Consider the following 17,889-nt stretch of genomic DNA (forward strand, 5'->3'; position numbering starts at 1 on the left):
GGGCACCCGCGCCTGCAGGGGTCGGCCCCCAGGCGCCTGGATCGCGTGCAAAGAAAAACCGCCGGCTGCGAACGCAACTCCGGCGGAAGAACTCCTGCGTCCGGTTTCCATTCTAAGTTGGCTGGCCCTGCCTAACTGATCAGTAGCACGTGAAATGACTCACAGCAGCAGCCCGCGCCCGCAGGGCCGTCAGTTGTGGATGGCCGAGTAGAGGTTGAGGCTGCCGGAGAAAACCACCCAGGACAGATACGGCAGCATCAGCAGGCCTGCGGCCGGGCTGACGGGTCCGAACCGCAAAGTGAGGAAGGCAAGGGAGGCAGCCAGTGCGGCGATTACCAGGAAGGCCGCCCAGAGGGCCGCTGAACCAAAGACGGGAAACAAGCCGAAAAACGCCAGCGGCCAGGCGGCGTTGAGGACAAGCTGGGCCAGATAACCGGCCAGGGTGCTGCCGGTCAGTTCCCCCTTCCGCCAGACAAGCCAGGCGGCAACCGCTACGCCCACGTACAGCAGCATCCACATTGACCTGAACATCCACCCCGGCGGCATCCAGGGGGCTTTGGTGGAGCCGGCGAACCACCCGCCGGAATGCAGGATGATGGGGACCGATGCCAGGGCCCAGGCAGCCAGCGAGAGCGCAAGGAACCCCGCCAGGGCAACGGCCTGGCGGCCGCGGCCGGAGGGCTGCCATCCGGCTGTTGCGGGGCCGGACTGGGGGTCAGTATTTGCGGGCACGGTTCAGCATCCCCAACACAGCTTCCAAGGTCAAACCGGACTGGTGGATGGGACAGCCGATACGCCGGGTTCTGTTCTCCCCCGCCGTTACCGGCAAGGGAGCGGCGGCCATCCATCTACGAGCGCCGTTGCCGACGCCCTCCAGCGGCCTACCCGGGCACTCAGGCGGGCAGCCCTCAAACGTGCCCTGTCTGGCCTTGCTCCGGGTGGGGTTTACCTAGCCTTCCCGGTCACCCGGGAAGCTGGTGGTCTCTTACACCACCGTTTCACCCTTACCTGTTTCGTGCCGCTTTCAAACCGGCGCGACCCAGGCGGTCTGTTTTCTGTGGCACTGGCCTGCGGGTTACCCCGAGTGGGCGTTACCCACCACCCTGCCCTGCGGAGCCCGGACGTTCCTCGAGCCACTTGCGTGACGCGCGGCCGCCTGGCTGTCCCATCCGCCTACAAGTCTACCGGCGCCGGTCACTGTTCCTGTCGCCGGTAGGATCGGACGGTGCTGATTCTGCTTCCCCCCTCCGAAGGAAAGACCCCCGCGGTCCGTGGTTCCGGCGTCGACTGGCCTTCCCTCAGCTTCCCCCAGCTGAACCCCTGCCGGGCAAAAGTGCTGGAGGCGCTCGGCACTGTCAGCGCGCACGAGGACGCCCTCGCCCTGCTGGGCGTCGGTGCTTCCTTGAAAGACGACGTCGAACGCAATACCAGGCTGCACGCAGAACCGGCTGCCCCGGCGCACCAGATCTATTCCGGCGTCCTTTATGACGCCCTCGGCTACAGGACGCTGACCCAGGCGCAGCGCCGCAAGGCGGACGCATCGGTGCTGGTGGTGTCAGCGCTGTGGGGCGCCATCCGCTTTGGCGACAGCGTGCCGGCCTATCGGCTGTCCATGGGAACTGCACTGCCCGACGTCGGCCGCCTTGCCTCGTTCTGGAAGCCGCACCTTTCGGACGCGCTGGCAGTGGCCGCTTCCGGCGAACTGTTGGTGGACTGCCGCTCCAGCACCTATGCGGCGGCGTGGGCGCCGCCGCCGGCCCGGACGGTCACGGTCAACGTTTTCACCGAGGTGGCAGGGGTGCGGAAAGTGGTGAGCCACTTCGCAAAGCACACCCGCGGCGAGCTCGCCAGGCACCTGCTGGCACGGCGGGGCAAGACGCCCGCAACGCCGTCGGGCCTCCTGCAGGCCGCGAGGGAGAAGTGGGACGCTGAACTGGTGGAGGGAACTTCGCGGAAGCCGCACGCCCTGAACATCATCCTGCCGGGCTGACCCGGGCGCCCTCCCCAACTAGGTAGCGCTAAGTGTCGTTATGAGCCGCCAAAACGACACTTAGCGCTACTTAGTTGGGTCAGGCCCACTCCTCCGAGCGCACCAGGATGGCGCCGGAGTCCGGGCAGAAGACGATATCGTCGGGCGCTGCGCCTTTGATCTCGGCGAGGTCGCCCGGGCTCAGCTTCATTCCGGATGCCTCGGATGTTCCGTGGAACAGCCTGGCTGCGCCCACTCCGCGCCTGGCCAGCGTCTTCTCGTAGACGGCCAGCATTCCGGCGTCGAGTCCTGCGGCGAATCCGGTGCGGCGGGTGCGCACATCGGCAGCCTCAGCCTCCACCTCAGCCAGTTCCGCATCCAGTTCGGCACGGATGGTGCCGAAAGATCCCTGGATGTCATCCACGATTTTCTGCTGTTCTGCCTGCCTGGCCCGCAGCGAGTCGAGCCGCTCCATGACCTCCAGCTCGATGTCTTCCAGGTCCGAGCGCCGCTTGTTGAGCGAGGCGATGTCCTTCTGGAGCGCCACCAGGTCCTTTGAGAGCCCGGTACCGCTGTTCAGCCGCGCCTCGTCCCGCTGGATGCGCGAGGCAACCTGCTCCACGTCCGCCTCGGCGCGCTTAAGTTCAGCTTCCGCGTCATGGACCGCCACTTTCGCTGCCCCGAGTTCGCCAGTGGCCACCGAAAGGGCCGCCTCAAGGTCCTTGATACGCGGATCGTTTTCCAGCGAGCGGCGGCGGTTGGCGAGCGATTTCAGCTTGGCATCCAGCCCCTGCAGCTCGAGTAGCTTCAACTGTTCCGCCGGTGCTGCCTTCGCCACTGTTACCTCCGCTTGCTGCCTTCCGGACCGAGCCGGGCGCCGATCCGGCGCTTCCTAGACTCTAGCGCCTGGCCCGCTCCCCCGCTTCGCTGCGGCCCGTGGCTGCTACACGGCACACGCCCGGGCCTAGCCGGGAGTGAGGATAAAGTCCCAGGGATCGCTGTTGGTAGTGCTGACCATGATTTCCACGTCGTGGCCCTGGTCGGACAGGACGTTGCCCAGTGCCGCCGCGGCCGCCGGGAGCCAGAGCCACTCGCTGGCAAAGTGTGAGACGTCCACCAGGTACGGGCGCCCGTTCAGTGCCGCTTCGCGTGCCTCGGACGCGGGATGGTGGCGCAGGTCTGCCGTGACATAGACGTCCGCGTTGCTGGCGCGTACCTCGTCGAACAACGAGTCCCCTGCCCCGCCGCACACCGCGATCCGCCGGACAAGCCCGTCCTTGTCGCCGGAGACCCGCACGCCTCCTGCCACCGATGGCAGGATCTCATAGACGCGGGCCGCAAAATCGCCCAGGGTCATGGTGTCCGCCAGGTCCCCCACGCGGCCGATCCCTTCTTCGGGCAGGCCGTTGGCTGCCACAGTGAGGGGAGCCACGTCCTGCAGGCCAAGCGCGTCTGCGAGGACGTCGGAAACGCCCCCGACGGCGGAATCACCGTTCGTGTGTACGGTCAGGAGTGCGGTGCCGGACTCGATGAGGCGGTGCACTGCCCTGCCCTTGGGCGTGGTGGCAGCGACGGTGGTGACGCCCTTCAGGAGGAGCGGATGGTGGGTGATGAGGAGTTCGGCTCCCCATTCGACTGCTTCTTCGATGACTTCGAGGGTGGGGTCGACGGCGAACATCACCTTATTCACCGGCGCGGAGGGATGGCCCGCCACCAGTCCCACCTCGTCCCAGCTTTCCGCCAGGGACTCGGGCCAGAGTTCCTCAACGGCCAGGAGCAGCTCGCCGAGGGTGGGAACGCCGTCCGTACCTGCCGTAACCGGCTCACTGGACGGCCCGGCGTCGCGGTTTCCGTCGCCGTGATCGTGCTGGCCGGTAACGTCGGTGTCCACAGGTTCCATAGTCTTAGTTTTACCCCATTGCGGCAGCGGCATCCGACGTTTTGCGAACGCCCGCCGTGAACGCCCGGGAATCATCCGCGGTCCCGAACCATTGAAGAGGTCATGAAAACTTTTGTTTTAGGTGGAGGCTGCTTCTGGTGCCTCGATGCCGTCTACCAGAAGACCAGGGGCGTCAGTTCGGTGGTGTCCGGCTACACCGGCGGCCATGATCCGGCCCCGGACTACTACTCCGTCTGCAACGGGACCACCGGCCACGCCGAAGTGGTGGCCGTGACGTTCGACGAGGACGTCATCCCGGAGGACGTCATCCTTGACATGTTCTTCGCCCTCCATGACCCCACCACGCTGAACCGCCAAGGGTACGACGTGGGCACCCAATACCGTTCGTCCATGTTTTACGAGACCACCGAAGAAAAGATCCTGTTCGAGGAAGCCATCGAACGGAACCAGGCTTTGTGGGCCAACCCCATCGTCACCGAAGTGGTCCGCCTCCCCCGGTTCCACATTGCCGAGGAGTTCCACCAGAACTACTACGCCAAGCACCCGGAGCAGGGGTACTGCCAGGTGATCATCAACCCCAAGCTCGCCAAGGCCCGGAAATATTACTCTGCATGGCTTAACGCTTAGCCACGGTTACGCGGCCTCGTTAGGCTGACCTCAGTATTCACCCCTCAGAGATAGGCGTATGTACATGGCACGGATCTATGACGATGTAACGCAGCTGGTCGGCGGCACCCCGCTGGTCAAGCTCAACCGGCTCAGCGAGGGGCTGGACGCTACCGTCGCCGTGAAGCTCGAGTTCTACAACCCGGCCAACAGCGTCAAGGACCGGATTGGTGTTGCCATCGTTGACGCCGCCGAGAAGTCCGGCGCCCTGAAGCCCGGCGGAACCATCGTCGAGGGCACCTCCGGCAACACCGGCATCGCCCTTGCCATGGTGGGCGCAGCCCGCGGCTACAAGGTCATCCTCACCATGCCCGAGACCATGTCTACAGAGCGCCGTGTCATGCTGCGGGCGTTCGGCGCCGAAATCGTCCTGACCCCGGGCTCGGAGGGCATGCGGGGCGCTGTCGAGAAGGCCCAGGAAATTGTGGCCAACACCGAAAACTCCATCTGGGCGCAGCAGTTCGCGAACGAGGCCAACCCGGAAATCCACCGCAACACCACGGCCGAGGAAATCTGGGCTGACACCGACGGCGCAGTGGACATCTTCGTTGCGGGCGTCGGCACCGGCGGAACCGTCACCGGCGTGGGCCAGGTCCTGAAGGAGCGCAAGCCCGGCGTCCAGATCGTTGCGATCGAGCCCAAGGACTCCGCCATCCTCAATGGCGGCGCACCCGGCCCCCACAAGATCCAGGGCATCGGGGCCAACTTCATCCCCGAAATCCTGGACACCAACATCTACGACGAGGTCCTGGACGCCACCCTGGAAGACTCCGTCCGCGTGGCCCGTGACCTCGGCGTCAAGGAAGGCATCCTGGGCGGCATCTCCTCCGGGGCCATCGTTTGGGGCGCCCTGGAACTGGCGAAGCGCCCGGAGAACGCCGGCAAGCTGATCGTTGCTGTCGTCTGCGATTTTGGCGAGCGTTACATCTCCACCGTGCTGTATGACGACATCCGCGGCTGATCAGTCCGCCGTCCGCCCGTTTCCTGTAGAAAGAACTTTGTGGGCTTTTTCGCAAGATTGAAGGAAGACCTCGACGCCGCCCGGTCCCACGACCCGGCGGCTCGAGGTTCTTTAGAGAACCTACTCGCATACTCCGGCCTGCATGCCATCTGGATCCACCGGCTGACGCACCGCCTGTGGCAGAACCCTGGCCTCCGTTTCCCTGCCCGGTTGCTTTCGCAGCTGGGCCGTTTCCTGACGGGCATCGAGATCCATCCGGGCGCCACCATCGGCCGCCGATTCTTCATCGACCACGGAATGGGTGTGGTCATCGGCGAGACCGCGGAGATCGGCGAGGACGTGATGATCTACCACGGGGTGACCCTGGGCGGGCGTTCGCTGGCCCGGATCAAGCGCCATCCCACCATCGGCGACCGCGTGACCATTGGTGCGGGGGCGAAGATCCTCGGTCCCATCACCATTGGCAGGGACAGTGCCGTAGGTGCCAACGCCGTGGTGGTCAAGGACGCCCCGCCGGAGTCGATTGTCACCGGCGTGCCCGCCAAGTGGCGGCACCGGGATGCACAGCGTGAGACGAAGCCTGCTGTGGACCCGGCGGAGTACGACATCGAGTACCGGATCTGAGCCTGTGACGCGGCGGCTGCCGTCGCGGCCGGGACCGGACGGGTCAGCATAGACAAACCAACGGCCGGCAGTTCCTGGAAGGTTTCCAGGAACTGCCGGCCGTTGGCCTGTCTTCATGGAGACTAGTGGGTGTCCACTGCCTCGATTTCGGACTTGTCTTCGCCCCACAGGGTATGGAACGTGCCTTCTGCATCGACGCGGCCGTACGTGTGGGCGCCGAACAGGTCGCGCTGGCCCTGGATCAGCGCAGCGGCGACGCGCTTGCGGCGCAGGCCGTCATAGTAGGCCAGCGAGGACGAGAACACCGGAACGGGAATCCCCAGCTGGACGGCGGTGGCCACAACACGGCGCCATGCAGGCAGGGCACCGGCGATGGCCTCGGTGAACGCCGGGGCGAACAGCAGGTTGGCGGGCTTCTCGTCAGCCGCGTAGGCCTTGGTGATGTCCTTGAGCAGCTCAGCGCGGATGATGCAGCCCGCGCGCCACAGGGAGGCGATCTCGTCCAGCTTCAGGTCCCAGCCGTATTCCTTGGCTGCAGACGTCAGCATGTCGAGGCCCTGCGCGTAGGAAACCAGCTTGGACGCGTAGAGCGCCTGACGGACATCCTCAACGAACGTTTCGGGGATTTCCACGTCAGCTTCGTTGCCTGCCAGCAATTCCTGGCCAAGCCTGCGCTGCTCTGTCTGGGAGGACAGCGCACGGGCAAATACGGATTCGGCGATGCCGGAAACCGGGGAACCGAGTTCCAGGGCGGAGATGACGGTCCAGCGGCCGGTGCCCTTCTGGCCTGCGGCATCCACTACGACGTCGACAAACGGCTTGCCGGTCTTGGCGTCCACGTGGCCCAGGACCTCGGCGGAGATTTCGATCAGGAAGGAGGACAGCTCGCCCTGGTTCCAGTCGGTGAAGATCTTGGCCTGCTCAGCGGGCTCAATGCCGGCTCCGGAGCGGAGAAGGTCGAAGGCTTCGCCGATGACCTGCATGTCGGCGTATTCGATGCCGTTGTGGACCATTTTGACGAAGTGCCCGGCGCCGTCGGTTCCCACCCAGGCGCAGCACGGTTCGCCGTCGACCTTTGCGGAGATCTTTTCCAGCAGCGGGCCGAGGGCCTTGTAGGACTCCTTGGAACCTCCGGGCATGATGGAGGGGCCGTTGAGGGCGCCCTCTTCGCCGCCGGAAACGCCGACGCCCACGAAGTGCAGGTCCTTCTTGGCAAGGGCTGCTTCGCGGCGGCGGGTGTCCTCATAGTGGGAGTTTCCGGCATCAATGATGATGTCGCCGGCTTCGAGGAGGGGCTCCAGCTGCTCGATCACGGAGTCGACCGGCTTGCCGGCCTTCACCATGATCAGGACCCGGCGCGGCTTCTCGAGGGAATCCACCAGCTCTTGGAGGGTTTCAGTCCGAATGAAGTCACCTTCGGAGCCGTACCGTTCGAGCAGGGCGTCCGTCTTTTCAACGGACCGGTTGTGCAGTGCGACCGTGAAGCCGTTCCGCGCGAGGTTGCGGGCCAGGTTGGCGCCCATCACCGCTAGGCCGGTGACACCGATGTGTGCAGACATCAAAACTCCAATTCGTTTCTGTGCGATGGATGCACCTGCCGCCTTGGGATAGGGGCACGTGCAGACCGGGGGTCTGAATAAAGCATATATATTCCTGAAGTCACAGGAAAGTAACGCCCACGTTATGGAACCCATTGTGTCGCTTGGTGCCCGGAACCGCTGCGGCCTGGCGCCTTTGTTCCCACTAGGCTTAGCTCCATGACCAGCAGCCTGCACCACCGTGCCATCGAAAATCTTGGCACGCGCATCATCTCGGGCGAGCTGCCTGCCGGCCATGTCATGCTCGCGGAAAAGCTTGAGGATGAGCTGAAGGTATCCCGCTCCGTGATCCGCGAGGCTGTCCGGGTGCTGCAGTCCCTGGGCCTTGTGGAAACCACCAAGCGGGTTGGCATCAGGGTCCTGCCGGCAAGCCGCTGGAACCCCTTCGACCCCCAGGTCATCCGCTGGCGGCTGGCCAGCGATGCGCGCGGCGCACAGCTGCGGTCCCTCGCCGAGCTACGGTCCGCTGTGGAGCCGGCGGCTGCCGAACTGGCCGCCCAGAACGCTCCGGCGCCGCTGCGGCTGGAGCTGGTGGACGTGGCCCGTGCCATGCGCGACGCCGGACACAGGGGCGACGTCCCACAGTTTCTTGAGTTGGACATCCAGTTCCACTCACTCCTGCTCTCCGGATCCGGCAACGAAATGTTTGCCAACCTCATGGGGCAGGTGGCGGAGACCCTGACCGGCCGCACGGTGCATGGCCTGATGCCCGACCATCCGCACGAGGCCGCCCTGCAATGGCACGTCGACGTTGCCGAGGCCATTGCCAGGGGCGACGCCGCGTCCGCCAGAGAGGCCTCAGACAAGATCATGAGGCGAACGATGTCCCAGATGTCCGACACTTGGACCGAGCAGCCACGCGTCTTTATCCCGGTGGACCGCTGACGACGCAGCCAGCCCGCCCAACAGGCGCTGCCCGAACCATGCGGCTTTTTTGTTTCCAGAAGTTCGCGGTATATTCAATCCAGGCCCTCCACCGCGGCATCCCCCAATAGCCGCGGTGGAGGGTTTTCCAATGCGCGGACAGATGTTCTGCAGCGGCACCGCTGTCATGCGGCATCGGCAACCGCCCTTCGCAACCGCCAGCTCCCGCCGGTGCCATCGCGCTGCAGGATCATCGTGGTCAGGGCAGATCCTGAATTCCGCCCCAGCCTGACCTGGAGCTGGAGGACTTCCACGTCCACACCGCTGGCTCCCTTGGGCATCCTGCGCTGGCTTTCCCACCAGTTGACGCGCTCAAACCACCTGACCGGCTCGGCACCGACGGCCCATTCCCTGCCACCGCTGAGCACCGCCGTCGGCCGCCCGTCCCTGCCCGTACGCACCATCACATGTTCCATTCCTGCACGCTATGGCAGGGGGCAGACATTTCTGCCGGTGGTCCCCAAAGCCGGGTGGGGGCACAACAAAAAACCCCGCTGCATCCGTCCAATGACGGAAACAGCGGGGCTGGGTGGTGGGTCCTACCGGGATCGAACCGATGACATCCACGGTGTAAACGTGGCGCTCTACCAGCTGAGCTAAAGACCCAAGGTGGCCGAATCCGGCGCTGCTGCGCCCTGACCAACGAACATAGACTCTACCTGACTCCGGCCACCAAAGGCGAATCGGCAAGAAAAGCGTGCGGACCGCTATGCCTGCAGGCGTGGAAGTTCGGCTGCGAGCCAGGCAAGGGACTCACTGACACCCGCTTCAAGCTTGATCGTTGCTTTGTCATCCCCGCGGGTCACCCCCCTGTTGATGATGACCACCGGCTTGCCGTCCTTCGCCGCATGCCTGACAAACCTCAGGCCACTCATGACCGTCAGCGACGATCCCGCAACCACCAGGGCGGACGCATCATCAACCATGCGGTACGAGGTTTCGACCCGGTCCTTGGGCACGTTCTCCCCGAAATACACGAAATCCGGTTTTAGCGTGCCGCCGCAGGCAGGGCAAACAGCAACAACGAAGCTGCTGATCAAGTCCTGGTCCTCGATGGTGGCATCAGCATCGGGCGCCATCTCCACCAGGCCCGTTTCTGCGGCCCGTTCAAGGAAACCGGGGTTCAGTTCCTCCAGCATTCCTGCCAGCAGACGGCGGGAGTAAACCCTGCGGCAGTCCAGGCACACCACTTGGTCGTACCTGCCGTGGAGGTCCACCACGTTGATGCTCCCGGCATCCTGGTGGAGGCGGTCCACATTTTGCGTGATAAGCCCAGTGAGGCGGCCGCGGCGCTCCAGCTCGGCGACGGCATAGTGGCCCTGGTTGGGGTCCGCACGGCGAAGGTGGGACCAGCCAATGTGGTTCCTGGCCCAGTAACGCTGCCGGTTGGCGGCCGCCTTGACGAACTCCTGGTACGTCATGGGCGAACGTGGCGGCGAGCCGGGTCCGCGATAGTCCGGAATACCGGAATCGGTGCTGAGGCCGGCACCGGTCAGCAAGGCGAAGCGGCCCCGCTCCAGGAGGTTCCGGATGCGGTCCAGGACCTCAAGCTCTTCAGCCGTTGGAGGTCCGGGAGGCACGGGCGGCATGCTGGCAAAGCCTGTGAGGCCCACGCCATGCCGCTGCCCGCCCACTCCTCGTCAGGCCTTTTCCAGCCCGGCGAGTGCCGTCCGGTAATCCGCGAGGTCCCGCGCCTGGCCCCGCGGGTTCAACACGCTGTAACGGACGGTTCCCCCGGCATCGATGATGAAGGTTCCCCGCTGTGCCATGCCGCTTTCGGCATCGAACACGCCATACGAGCTCGCTACGGCGCCGTGTGGCCAGAAGTCGGCAAGCAGGTCAAAGGTGTAGCCCTCCTGCGCGGCATAGGCCCGCAAGCTGAACTTGCTGTCAACGGAAACTGCCAGGATTGTGGCGTTGGCGTCCTCGAAGAGCGCCAGATTGTCGCGGATTTCGCAGAGTTCGCCGGTACAGATGCCAGAGAATGCGAAGGGATAGAACACCAGCACAACGTTGCGGCCCCGATAGTCGGACAACCTGACGGGCTCGCCGTACTGATTGACAAGTTCGAAATCGGGCGCTGTTCCGCCAACTGCGGGGGCGCCAACACGGGCTGCGGCAGGCGCCGCGGTCACTTGTTCTTCCTGCTCACCAGCCGCGTGGCGCTCCAGTCCTTCGACACCCCGGCCGACGTGGTGACGTGCAGTCCGGCGGTGGGTGCCGCTTCCTGGATGTCCGCCGGGGATACATAGCCTTCCCTGCCGGACTTGGGGGTCAACACCCAGACGACGCCGTTCTCACTCAGGGTGGTCAGCGAATCCATCAGGCTGTCCACGAGGTCCCCGTCGCCGTCGCGCCACCAGAAAATGACTGCATCCGCTACTTCGTGGTCGTCCTCGTCGAGCAACTCGGAACCCGTGAGGTCCTCAATATCGTCACGCAAGTCGAAATCGACGTCGTCGTCGTAACCGAACTCCTGAATCAGATCCCCGTTCTTGAAACCCAATTTTTCCGCCACATTTACCGAAGTGGCGGCGTCGGCCTCGCTCACGTGTACCTCCAATACCTCATATATGCAGTGCGCATAGTGATTTCCATTACTCCCAAGCCAACACCCTTTGTGCCCGAGCTTCAAGCTGCCGCCCCAGGGGGACCGCATATTCTGCGTCACATCCGGAACAGCCAACCCGCAGCCCAGCGGCTTTTCGTCACACAACCAGTATGACGGCGAAATACAACTGGGGCGCCCAGACTGCGGCTACGCATCGTGTTGCCGTCAGGGCTAGAGTGGCTGATGACAACTATGCCTGCGGGACAACAAACCCTGAAACTTCTTGCAGTCATAGGAGTGCAAGGACCCTGCCCGGCACACATGCCCGGGCTGTTGTAACCGATACGTCGCACACGGCGTATGTACGCCGGGCAGTCACCCTGCCTGGCCTGAGTGCGCCGATTCATGCGCGCAAAGAGAGGTTGGACATGGCTGCAGGAGAAGATACCTCCCATATCCTCAGCGGGTTGACTAACCAGCTGCCTGATCGTGATCCGGAAGAGACCGCCGAGTGGGTTGAGTCCCTGGATTCGTTGATCAGGGAACAGGGCACCGAGCGTGCCCAATTCATCATGCGGAGCCTGCTGCAGCGCGCGGGCGCGCAGAGCGTGGGGGTGCCGATGGTGACCACCACTGATTACGTGAACACGATCCCTGTGGACCAGGAAGCCGAGTTCCCGGGCAACGAGGAATACGAGCGCCGCTACCGGGCGTACATGCGGTGGAACGCGGCGGTGATGGTCCACCGGGCCCAGCGGGCTAACATCGGGGTGGGCGGGCACATCTCCACCTACGCGGGCGCGGCGACCCTGTACGAGGTCGGGTTCAACCACTTCTTCCGCGGCAAGGACCACCCCGGCGGCGGGGACCAGGTGTTCTTCCAGGGCCACGCCTCCCCCGGCATGTACGCCCGGGCGTTCATGGAGGGCCGGCTCTCCGAGGAGGACCTGGACGGGTTCCGGCAGGAAAAGTCCCGGCAGGGCCACGCCCTGTCCTCCTACCCGCACCCGCGGCTGATGCCGCACTTCTGGGAATTCCCCACCGTGTCCATGGGCATCGGGCCGATGAACGCGATCTACCAGGCCCAGTCCAACCGGTACCTGCACAACCGCGGCCTGAAAGACACCTCCGACCAGCAGGTCTGGGCGTTCCTGGGCGACGGGGAAATGGACGAGCCCGAATCCCGCGGCCTGCTCCAGCTCGCCGCGAACGAGAACCTGGACAACCTGAATTTCGTGATCAACTGCAACCTCCAGCGCCTGGACGGGCCGGTGCGCGGCAACGGCAAGATCATGCAGGAACTCGAAGCGTTCTTCCGCGGCGCGGGCTGGAACGTGATCAAGGTCGTCTGGGGCCGGGAATGGGATGACCTGCTGGCCCGCGACACCGACGGGTCGCTGGTGAAGATCATGAACGAAACCCCCGACGGGGACTACCAGACCTACAAGGCCGAATCGGGCGGGTTCGTCCGCGAACACTTCTTCGGCAAGACCCCGCAGACCAAGGACATGGTCGCGGACCTCACCGATGACCAGATCTGGAACCTCAAACGCGGCGGCCACGACTACCGCAAGGTCTACGCCGCGTACAAGGCAGCCACCGAATTCAAGGGCAAACCCACCGTCATCCTCGCCAAAACCGTCAAGGGCTACGGACTCGGACCCCACTTCGAGGGCCGCAACGCCACCCACCAGATGAAAAAACTCACCCTGGATGACCTGAAGAAGTTCCGCGACCACCTGCGGATCCCCATCACGGACGAACAGCTCGAAAAAGACCTGTACCAGCCCCCGTACTACCACCCCGGCACCGACGCCCCCGAAATCAAGTACATGATGGAGCGCCGCGCGGCCCTGGGCGGCGCCGTCCCCGAGCGCCGGTCCAAGCACGCCGAGATCACCTTGCCGGACGCGAAGTCCTACGAGGTCGCCAAGCGCGGTTCGGGCAAACAGATGGCCGCCACCACCATGGCCTTCGTGCGCCTGCTCAAGGACCTGATGCGGGACAAGAACTTCGGCAAGCACATCGCCCCGATCATCCCTGACGAGGCGCGCACGTTCGGCATGGACGCGTTCTTCCCGACGGCGAAGATCTACAACCCCAAGGGCCAGAACTACCTCTCGGTGGACCGCGACCTGGTCCTGGCCTACAAGGAATCCCCCGCCGGCCAGCTGATCCACCCCGGCATCAACGAAGCCGGCGCCGTCGCAGCGTTCACCGCCGCCGGCACCGCCTACGCCACCCACGGCGTGCCCCTGGTCCCGGTCTACGTCTTCTACTCCATGTTCGGCTTCCAGCGCACCGGCGACGCGTTCTGGGCAGCAGCAGACCAAATGACCCGCGGCTTCATCATCGGCGCCACCGCAGGACGGACCACCCTCACCGGCGAAGGCCTCCAGCACGCCGACGGCCACTCCCCCCTGCTCGCCTCGACCAACCCCGCCGTGGTCACCTACGACCCCGCCTACGGCTACGAAATGGGCCACATCATCCGCGACGGCCTCGAACGCATGTACGGGCCCGACAGCACGGACAAAAACCTCATGTACTACCTCACCGTGTACAACGAGCCCATCGTCCAGCCCGCCGAACCCGAGGAACTGGACGTCGAAGGCGTGATCAAGGGCATCTACCTGCTCGCCCCGGCAAAGATCGACGGCCCCCGGACCCAGATCCTCGCCTCCGGCGTGTCCGTGCCCTGGGCCATCGAGGCCCAACGGATCCTCGCCGAAGACTGGTCGGTCTCGGCTGATGTCTGGTCCGTGACGTCCTGGAACGAGCTGCGCCGCGACGGCCTCGCCGCGGAAGAGGAAGCCTTCCTCAACCCCGGCGAACCCGCCCGCGTCCCCTTCGTCACCCAGCAGCTCGAGGGAGCCACCGGGCCCGTCGTCGCCGTGTCCGACTACATGAAAGCCGTCCCCGACCAGATCCGCCAATTCGTCCCCAACGAATTCGCCACCCTTGGTGCCGACGGCTTCGGGTTCTCCGACACCCGCGCCGCAGCCCGCCGCTACTTCAAGAACGACACCCACTCCATCGTGGTGCGTTCGCTGGAGATGCTCGCGCGCCGCGGTGAGGTGGATTCCCAGGCTCCGATCAAGGCGATTGAGAAGTACAGGCTTCACAACGTCAATGCCGGCACCACCGGCAACGCCGGCGGCGAGGCCTAAGCCCCTCACCCCAGCAGAATCGCGACGGCGGTCCCCTCCGAAAGGCGGGGGCCGCCGTCGCCCGTTTCGGCCACGGTGTCGTGTGACGCAGGGCAAAGCGGATTGTAGCCTTTGCACAAATGGAGGTTGGGGGGCGCTGCCCGTATGCTCAAAGAATGCCAGCACCAGCTACCCCGTCCGCCAAGCGCAAACCGTCCACCCCAAGGGTCACGCCGGAGAAGTCTGAAACCCTGAAGAAATTGCGCGCAAACGTGGGCCAGCTCTCCACCACCACCATGCGGGAGCTGGAAAAATCCCTGCCCTGGTACAGCCGGCTCAGCTCGGATGAGAGGTCTGCACTTGGCATGGTGGCGCAGAACGGGATTGCCGCCTTTGTCACCTGGTACGAGCGGCCGAGTTCCCCGTCCTGGATCCTGACCGATGTTTTTGGGACTGCACCGACAGAGCTGACGCGTTCCATCAGCCTTCAGAAGGCGCTGCAACTGATCCGGATCGTCGTGGAGGTCGTGGAAGACCAGGTGCCGGTCATCGCGCCCGAGGCTGACCAGCCATCACTGCGTGAAGCCGTGCTCCGCTACTCCCGGGAAGTGGCGTTCGCTGCAGCCGATGTGTATGCCCGCGCGGCGGAATCCCGCGGCTCCTGGGACACCCGGCTCGAAGCGCTGATCGTGGACGCCATCCTGCGCGGGGAAAATACTGACGCGCTGCGCTCACGAATCGCGGCACTTGGCTGGAAGGCCCAGGAGCGCTTCACTGTCATGGTGGGGAATTCGCCCTCGGAACCCAGCGCCAGCTACGTCAGCGAACTCCGCCGCATGGCGGGCCGCTACGCGGAGGACGCGCTGGTGGGAATCCAGGGCGACCGCCTCATCCTCATCCTGGGCGGGGTGCAGGACCGCGAAACCGCCTATGTGAAGCTGAGTGAAATGTTTGCCCCCGGACCGGTGGTGTACGGTGCTGAAGCCGGTTCCCTGCTCGAGGCCAGCAGCTCGGCCCAATCGGCCTTCGCCGGGCTGACAGCGGCGAGGGCGTGGCCGTCCGCACCGCGCCCGGTCGCTGCCGATGACCTCCTGCCAGAGCGGGTCATCTCCGGGGACGACGCGGCGCGCCGGTCCCTGGTCAAGAACATCTACCGCCCCCTCCTGGCGGCGTCAAACGGCCTGGTGGAGACCCTCGGCACCTACCTGGAACTCGGGCATTCACTGGAGGCCACAGCCAGGGAGCTCTTCGTCCACGCCAACACCGTCCGGTACCGCCTGAAGCGCGTCTGCGACGTCACGGGGTGGGATCCGCTGCTGCCGCGGGAGGCCTTTGTCCTGCAGGCTGCGCTGGTAGTGGGCCGGCTTTCGGCGCCCCCGAAAGCCGCCGCGGAGCGCCAACCGTCCCGGAATCAGCCCTGAGGCATTGTAGACTTCCTACAACCTGACCCCACGAGCTTGGTGCGGACAAACACCGCTGAATCACACCGCAATTTGGAAAGCTGGATACGTGCTTGCAATAGTCTGCCCTGGACAGGGCTCACAGACCCCGGGTTTTCTGGCCCCCTGGCTGGAACTGCCCCCGGTGGCAGGCCAACTGGCCGCCTTGAGCGATATCGCAGGTATCGACCTGATCGCCCACGGGACCACCTCCGACGAGGAAACGATCAAGGACACAGCCGTGGCGCAGCCCCTGATTGTGGCTGCCGGCCTTGTTGCCGCTGCCTCCCTCTTCGATGTTGAACTCAACTCCCTGCCCGTCATTCTTGCGGGCCACTCCGTTGGTGAAATCACCGCTTCCGCACTGGCTGGGGTGCTCACCGAGGAGGAGGCCATGACCTTCGTGCGCGAGCGTGCCAACAGCATGGCGGCGGCAGCGTCCGTTACACCTACCGGCATGAGCGCAGTGGTGGGCGGCGACCCGGCCGAGGTCCTGGCGGCAATCGAGGCCTCAGGCGCAACTCCCGCCAACGTCAACGGGGCGGGCCAGACCGTCGCCGCCGGTACTTTTGAACAGCTGAAGACCCTCGCCGAGAACCCGCCGGCCAAGGCACGCGTCATTCCGTTGAAGGTTGCAGGCGCGTTCCATACCAGCCACATGGCTCCTGCCGTCAGTGCACTGAAGGCGCTTGAACCGCAGCTGAAGCCACAGACGCCGAAGGTTCCCCTGCTGTCCAATTTCGACGGCGCCGAGGTCACCGATGGGCACGCCGCCGTCGAAAGCCTGATCGCCCAGGTTTCGCGCCCGGTCAGGTGGGACCGCTGCATGGAGACAATGGTCCAGCGCGGCGTCACCGGCGTGATTGAACTTGCACCTGCCGGAACCCTGGCCGGCCTCGCCAAGCGTGGCATGCCAGGGGTCAAGACCGTGGCAGTCAAGACCCCCGACGATCTTTCCGCCGCCCTGGCGCTTTTCGCAGAACTGGAGGGAGACGCATGAGCGTTCCCACGCTGAAGCAGGCTCCCCTCCAGGAGCACACCCGCATCCTTGGCCTGGGCGCCTACCGTCCCGACGTTATTGTCACCAACGAGGACGTCTGCCAGTGGATCGATTCTTCCGATGAATGGATCCGGCAGCGGACGGGTATCGTGACCCGGCACCGCGCCTCCGCTGATGTCAGCGTGATTGACATGGCCGAAGGCGCTGCGTGCGAGGCCATGGAAAAGGCCGGCATTGAGGCTTCGGAGCTCGGCGCGGTCATCGTGTCCACCGTGACCCATCCCTATGCCACTCCCTCTGCCGCAGCGAGCCTCGCAGACCGGCTCGGCGCCACCCCCGCACCTGCCTTCGACATCTCGGCAGCCTGCGCCGGCTACTGCTACGGGATCGCCCAGGGTGACGCCCTGGTCCGCTCCGGCGCCGCCAAGTACGTCCTGGTTGTCGGCGCGGAAAAGCTGTCCGATGTGATCGACAACAGGGAACGCACCATCTCGTTCCTGCTCGGAGACGGCGCGGGCGCCGTCGTCATCGGCCCCTCGGACACCCCCGGAATCGCCCCCTCCGTCTGGGGATCGGACGGGAGCAAGTGGGACGCGATCGGCATGACGCGTTCCATGTTGGATGTGAGGGACCTTGGGCTGGCTGCCAGGCAGTCTGACTCCACCGGCGACCTGGCACTCCTTGAAGAGGCCCAGGAGCTCTACCCCACACTCCGCCAGGATGGCCAGACGGTCTTCCGTTGGGCTGTCTGGGAGATGGCCAAGGTTGCGCAGCAGGCCCTCGATGCCGCCGGTGTGGAGGCAGAAGACCTCGTGGCGTTCATTCCCCACCAGGCCAACATGCGCATCATCGATGAGATGGTGAAGAAGCTCAAGCTGCCCGAAACGGTTACAGTGGCACGGGACATCGCTGATGCGGGTAACACCTCGGCAGCATCCATTCCGCTTGCCACCCACCGCCTGCTGCAGGAACACCCGGAGCTCAGCGGCGGACTTGCCCTGCAGATCGGCTTCGGCGCCGGACTGGTCTTCGGCGCCCAGGTAGTTGTCCTTCCGTAGCAATACCCCCAACGGGCCGCACCCGCGGCCTGACCCGTTTCCGGCAGCAC

General features: G+C 64.9%; 17 protein-coding genes, 1 tRNA gene and 1 other RNA gene. 9 read left to right on the plus strand and 10 right to left on the minus strand.

Annotated elements, in window-relative coordinates:
* Nucleotides 1-189: 189 nt before the first annotated feature.
* Nucleotides 190-732: a TspO/MBR family protein gene (locus ASPHE3_RS11440; RefSeq protein ID WP_013601369.1), complete on the minus strand. Its 543-nt coding sequence runs from the start codon at nt 730-732 to the stop codon at nt 190-192.
* Nucleotides 733-776: 44 nt separating this feature from the next.
* Nucleotides 777-1,168, minus strand: an RNA gene (gene rnpB / locus ASPHE3_RS21305) — RNase P RNA component class A.
* A gap of 57 nt (nt 1,169-1,225) precedes the next feature.
* On the opposite strand from rnpB, the gene ASPHE3_RS11445 reads away from it, so the two are divergent.
* Nucleotides 1,226-1,990 carry a YaaA family protein gene (locus tag ASPHE3_RS11445; protein ID WP_013601370.1) on the plus strand — a complete coding sequence of 255 codons (765 nt, stop codon included), beginning with the start codon at nt 1,226-1,228 and terminating at the stop codon, nt 1,988-1,990.
* A 79-nt stretch (nt 1,991-2,069) separates the two neighbouring features.
* On the opposite strand, the gene ASPHE3_RS11450 is transcribed toward ASPHE3_RS11445, so the two are convergent.
* A complete protein-coding gene (locus tag ASPHE3_RS11450) occupies nt 2,070-2,807 on the minus strand; it encodes a zinc ribbon domain-containing protein (RefSeq protein WP_013601371.1) in 738 nt (245 codons plus the stop codon).
* Between the two features lie 126 nt (nt 2,808-2,933).
* A complete protein-coding gene (locus ASPHE3_RS11455) occupies nt 2,934-3,869 on the minus strand; it encodes a Nif3-like dinuclear metal center hexameric protein (protein WP_013601372.1) in 936 nt (311 codons plus the stop codon).
* Nucleotides 3,870-3,971: 102 nt separating this feature from the next.
* On the opposite strand from ASPHE3_RS11455, the gene msrA reads away from it, so the two are divergent.
* The 3 genes from msrA (at nt 3,972) to epsC (ending at nt 6,120) form a co-directional block, all read left to right on the plus strand.
* Nucleotides 3,972-4,496: a peptide-methionine (S)-S-oxide reductase MsrA gene (msrA, locus tag ASPHE3_RS11460; RefSeq protein WP_013601373.1), complete on the plus strand. Its 525-nt coding sequence runs from the start codon at nt 3,972-3,974 to the stop codon at nt 4,494-4,496.
* Between the two features lie 64 nt (nt 4,497-4,560).
* Nucleotides 4,561-5,496 carry a cysteine synthase A gene (gene cysK, locus ASPHE3_RS11465; protein ID WP_041652887.1) on the plus strand — a complete coding sequence of 312 codons (936 nt, stop codon included), beginning with the start codon at nt 4,561-4,563 and terminating at the stop codon, nt 5,494-5,496.
* A gap of 39 nt (nt 5,497-5,535) precedes the next feature.
* A complete protein-coding gene (gene epsC / locus ASPHE3_RS11470) occupies nt 5,536-6,120 on the plus strand; it encodes a serine O-acetyltransferase EpsC (RefSeq protein ID WP_013601375.1) in 585 nt (194 codons plus the stop codon).
* Nucleotides 6,121-6,242: 122 nt separating this feature from the next.
* On the opposite strand, the gene gndA is transcribed toward epsC, so the two are convergent.
* Nucleotides 6,243-7,679 (minus strand): NADP-dependent phosphogluconate dehydrogenase, encoded by a 1,437-nt coding sequence (gene gndA / locus ASPHE3_RS11475; protein ID WP_013601376.1) that lies wholly within the window; start codon nt 7,677-7,679, stop codon nt 6,243-6,245.
* A 198-nt stretch (nt 7,680-7,877) separates the two neighbouring features.
* Between gndA and ASPHE3_RS11480 the strand changes: the two genes are divergently transcribed.
* Nucleotides 7,878-8,603, plus strand: coding sequence for a FadR/GntR family transcriptional regulator (locus tag ASPHE3_RS11480; RefSeq protein WP_013601377.1), 726 nt, complete (start codon nt 7,878-7,880; stop codon nt 8,601-8,603).
* A 164-nt stretch (nt 8,604-8,767) separates the two neighbouring features.
* Here the strand turns inward: ASPHE3_RS11480 and ASPHE3_RS11485 are convergent, their stop codons facing one another.
* The 5 genes from ASPHE3_RS11485 to ASPHE3_RS11505 all read right to left on the minus strand — a co-directional run bounded on the left by ASPHE3_RS11485 (nt 8,768) and on the right by ASPHE3_RS11505 (nt 11,193).
* Nucleotides 8,768-9,058: a hypothetical protein gene (locus ASPHE3_RS11485; protein ID WP_049786065.1), complete on the minus strand. Its 291-nt coding sequence runs from the start codon at nt 9,056-9,058 to the stop codon at nt 8,768-8,770.
* A 114-nt stretch (nt 9,059-9,172) separates the two neighbouring features.
* Nucleotides 9,173-9,248, minus strand: a tRNA-Val gene (locus tag ASPHE3_RS11490).
* A gap of 101 nt (nt 9,249-9,349) precedes the next feature.
* Nucleotides 9,350-10,231 carry an NAD-dependent protein deacetylase gene (locus tag ASPHE3_RS11495; RefSeq protein WP_049786130.1) on the minus strand — a complete coding sequence of 294 codons (882 nt, stop codon included), beginning with the start codon at nt 10,229-10,231 and terminating at the stop codon, nt 9,350-9,352.
* Between the two features lie 51 nt (nt 10,232-10,282).
* Nucleotides 10,283-10,777, minus strand: a complete 495-nt coding sequence (locus ASPHE3_RS11500) for a peroxiredoxin (RefSeq protein WP_013601380.1) — start codon at nt 10,775-10,777, stop codon at nt 10,283-10,285.
* A complete protein-coding gene (locus tag ASPHE3_RS11505; RefSeq protein WP_013601381.1) occupies nt 10,774-11,193 on the minus strand; it encodes a DUF3052 domain-containing protein in 420 nt (139 codons plus the stop codon). Before ASPHE3_RS11505 ends, ASPHE3_RS11500 begins: the two co-directional genes overlap by 4 nt.
* Nucleotides 11,194-11,621: 428 nt before the next feature.
* Here ASPHE3_RS11505 and aceE point away from each other — a divergent pair, with 428 nt between their 5' ends.
* The 4 genes from aceE to ASPHE3_RS11525 all read left to right on the plus strand — a co-directional run bounded on the left by aceE (nt 11,622) and on the right by ASPHE3_RS11525 (nt 17,839).
* A complete protein-coding gene (aceE, locus tag ASPHE3_RS11510; RefSeq protein ID WP_013601382.1) occupies nt 11,622-14,363 on the plus strand; it encodes a pyruvate dehydrogenase (acetyl-transferring), homodimeric type in 2,742 nt (913 codons plus the stop codon).
* A 155-nt stretch (nt 14,364-14,518) separates the two neighbouring features.
* Nucleotides 14,519-15,763, plus strand: a complete 1,245-nt coding sequence (locus ASPHE3_RS11515) for a PucR family transcriptional regulator (protein ID WP_041652114.1) — start codon at nt 14,519-14,521, stop codon at nt 15,761-15,763.
* Nucleotides 15,764-15,851: 88 nt separating this feature from the next.
* Nucleotides 15,852-16,781 (plus strand): ACP S-malonyltransferase, encoded by a 930-nt coding sequence (locus ASPHE3_RS11520; RefSeq protein ID WP_013601384.1) that lies wholly within the window; start codon nt 15,852-15,854, stop codon nt 16,779-16,781.
* On the plus strand, nt 16,778-17,839 hold the full coding sequence (locus tag ASPHE3_RS11525) for a beta-ketoacyl-ACP synthase III (RefSeq protein ID WP_013601385.1): 1,062 nt from the start codon (nt 16,778-16,780) through the stop codon (nt 17,837-17,839). The genes ASPHE3_RS11520 and ASPHE3_RS11525 overlap by 4 nt, the downstream gene beginning before the upstream one ends.
* The last annotated feature ends 50 nt before the right edge of the window (nt 17,840-17,889 follow it).

This window comes from Pseudarthrobacter phenanthrenivorans Sphe3 (assembly GCF_000189535.1).
GTDB lineage: Bacteria > Actinomycetota > Actinomycetes > Actinomycetales > Micrococcaceae > Arthrobacter > Arthrobacter phenanthrenivorans.

Coding starts and splice junctions, on each gene's coding strand:
- ASPHE3_RS11455 (WP_013601372.1), bottom strand. CDS start 3,869: ATGGAACCTGTGGACACCGACGTTACCGGCCAGCACGATCACGGCGAC.
- msrA (WP_013601373.1), top strand. CDS start 3,972: ATGAAAACTTTTGTTTTAGGTGGAGGCTGCTTCTGGTGCCTCGATGCC.
- cysK (WP_041652887.1), top strand. CDS start 4,561: ATGGCACGGATCTATGACGATGTAACGCAGCTGGTCGGCGGCACCCCG.
- gndA (WP_013601376.1), bottom strand. CDS start 7,679: ATGTCTGCACACATCGGTGTCACCGGCCTAGCGGTGATGGGCGCCAAC.
- ASPHE3_RS11480 (WP_013601377.1), top strand. CDS start 7,878: ATGACCAGCAGCCTGCACCACCGTGCCATCGAAAATCTTGGCACGCGC.
- ASPHE3_RS11485 (WP_049786065.1), bottom strand. CDS start 9,058: ATGGAACATGTGATGGTGCGTACGGGCAGGGACGGGCGGCCGACGGCG.
- ASPHE3_RS11495 (WP_049786130.1), bottom strand. CDS start 10,231: ATGCCGCCCGTGCCTCCCGGACCTCCAACGGCTGAAGAGCTTGAGGTC.
- aceE (WP_013601382.1), top strand. CDS start 11,622: ATGGCTGCAGGAGAAGATACCTCCCATATCCTCAGCGGGTTGACTAAC.
- ASPHE3_RS11515 (WP_041652114.1), top strand. CDS start 14,519: ATGCCAGCACCAGCTACCCCGTCCGCCAAGCGCAAACCGTCCACCCCA.
- ASPHE3_RS11525 (WP_013601385.1), top strand. CDS start 16,778: ATGAGCGTTCCCACGCTGAAGCAGGCTCCCCTCCAGGAGCACACCCGC.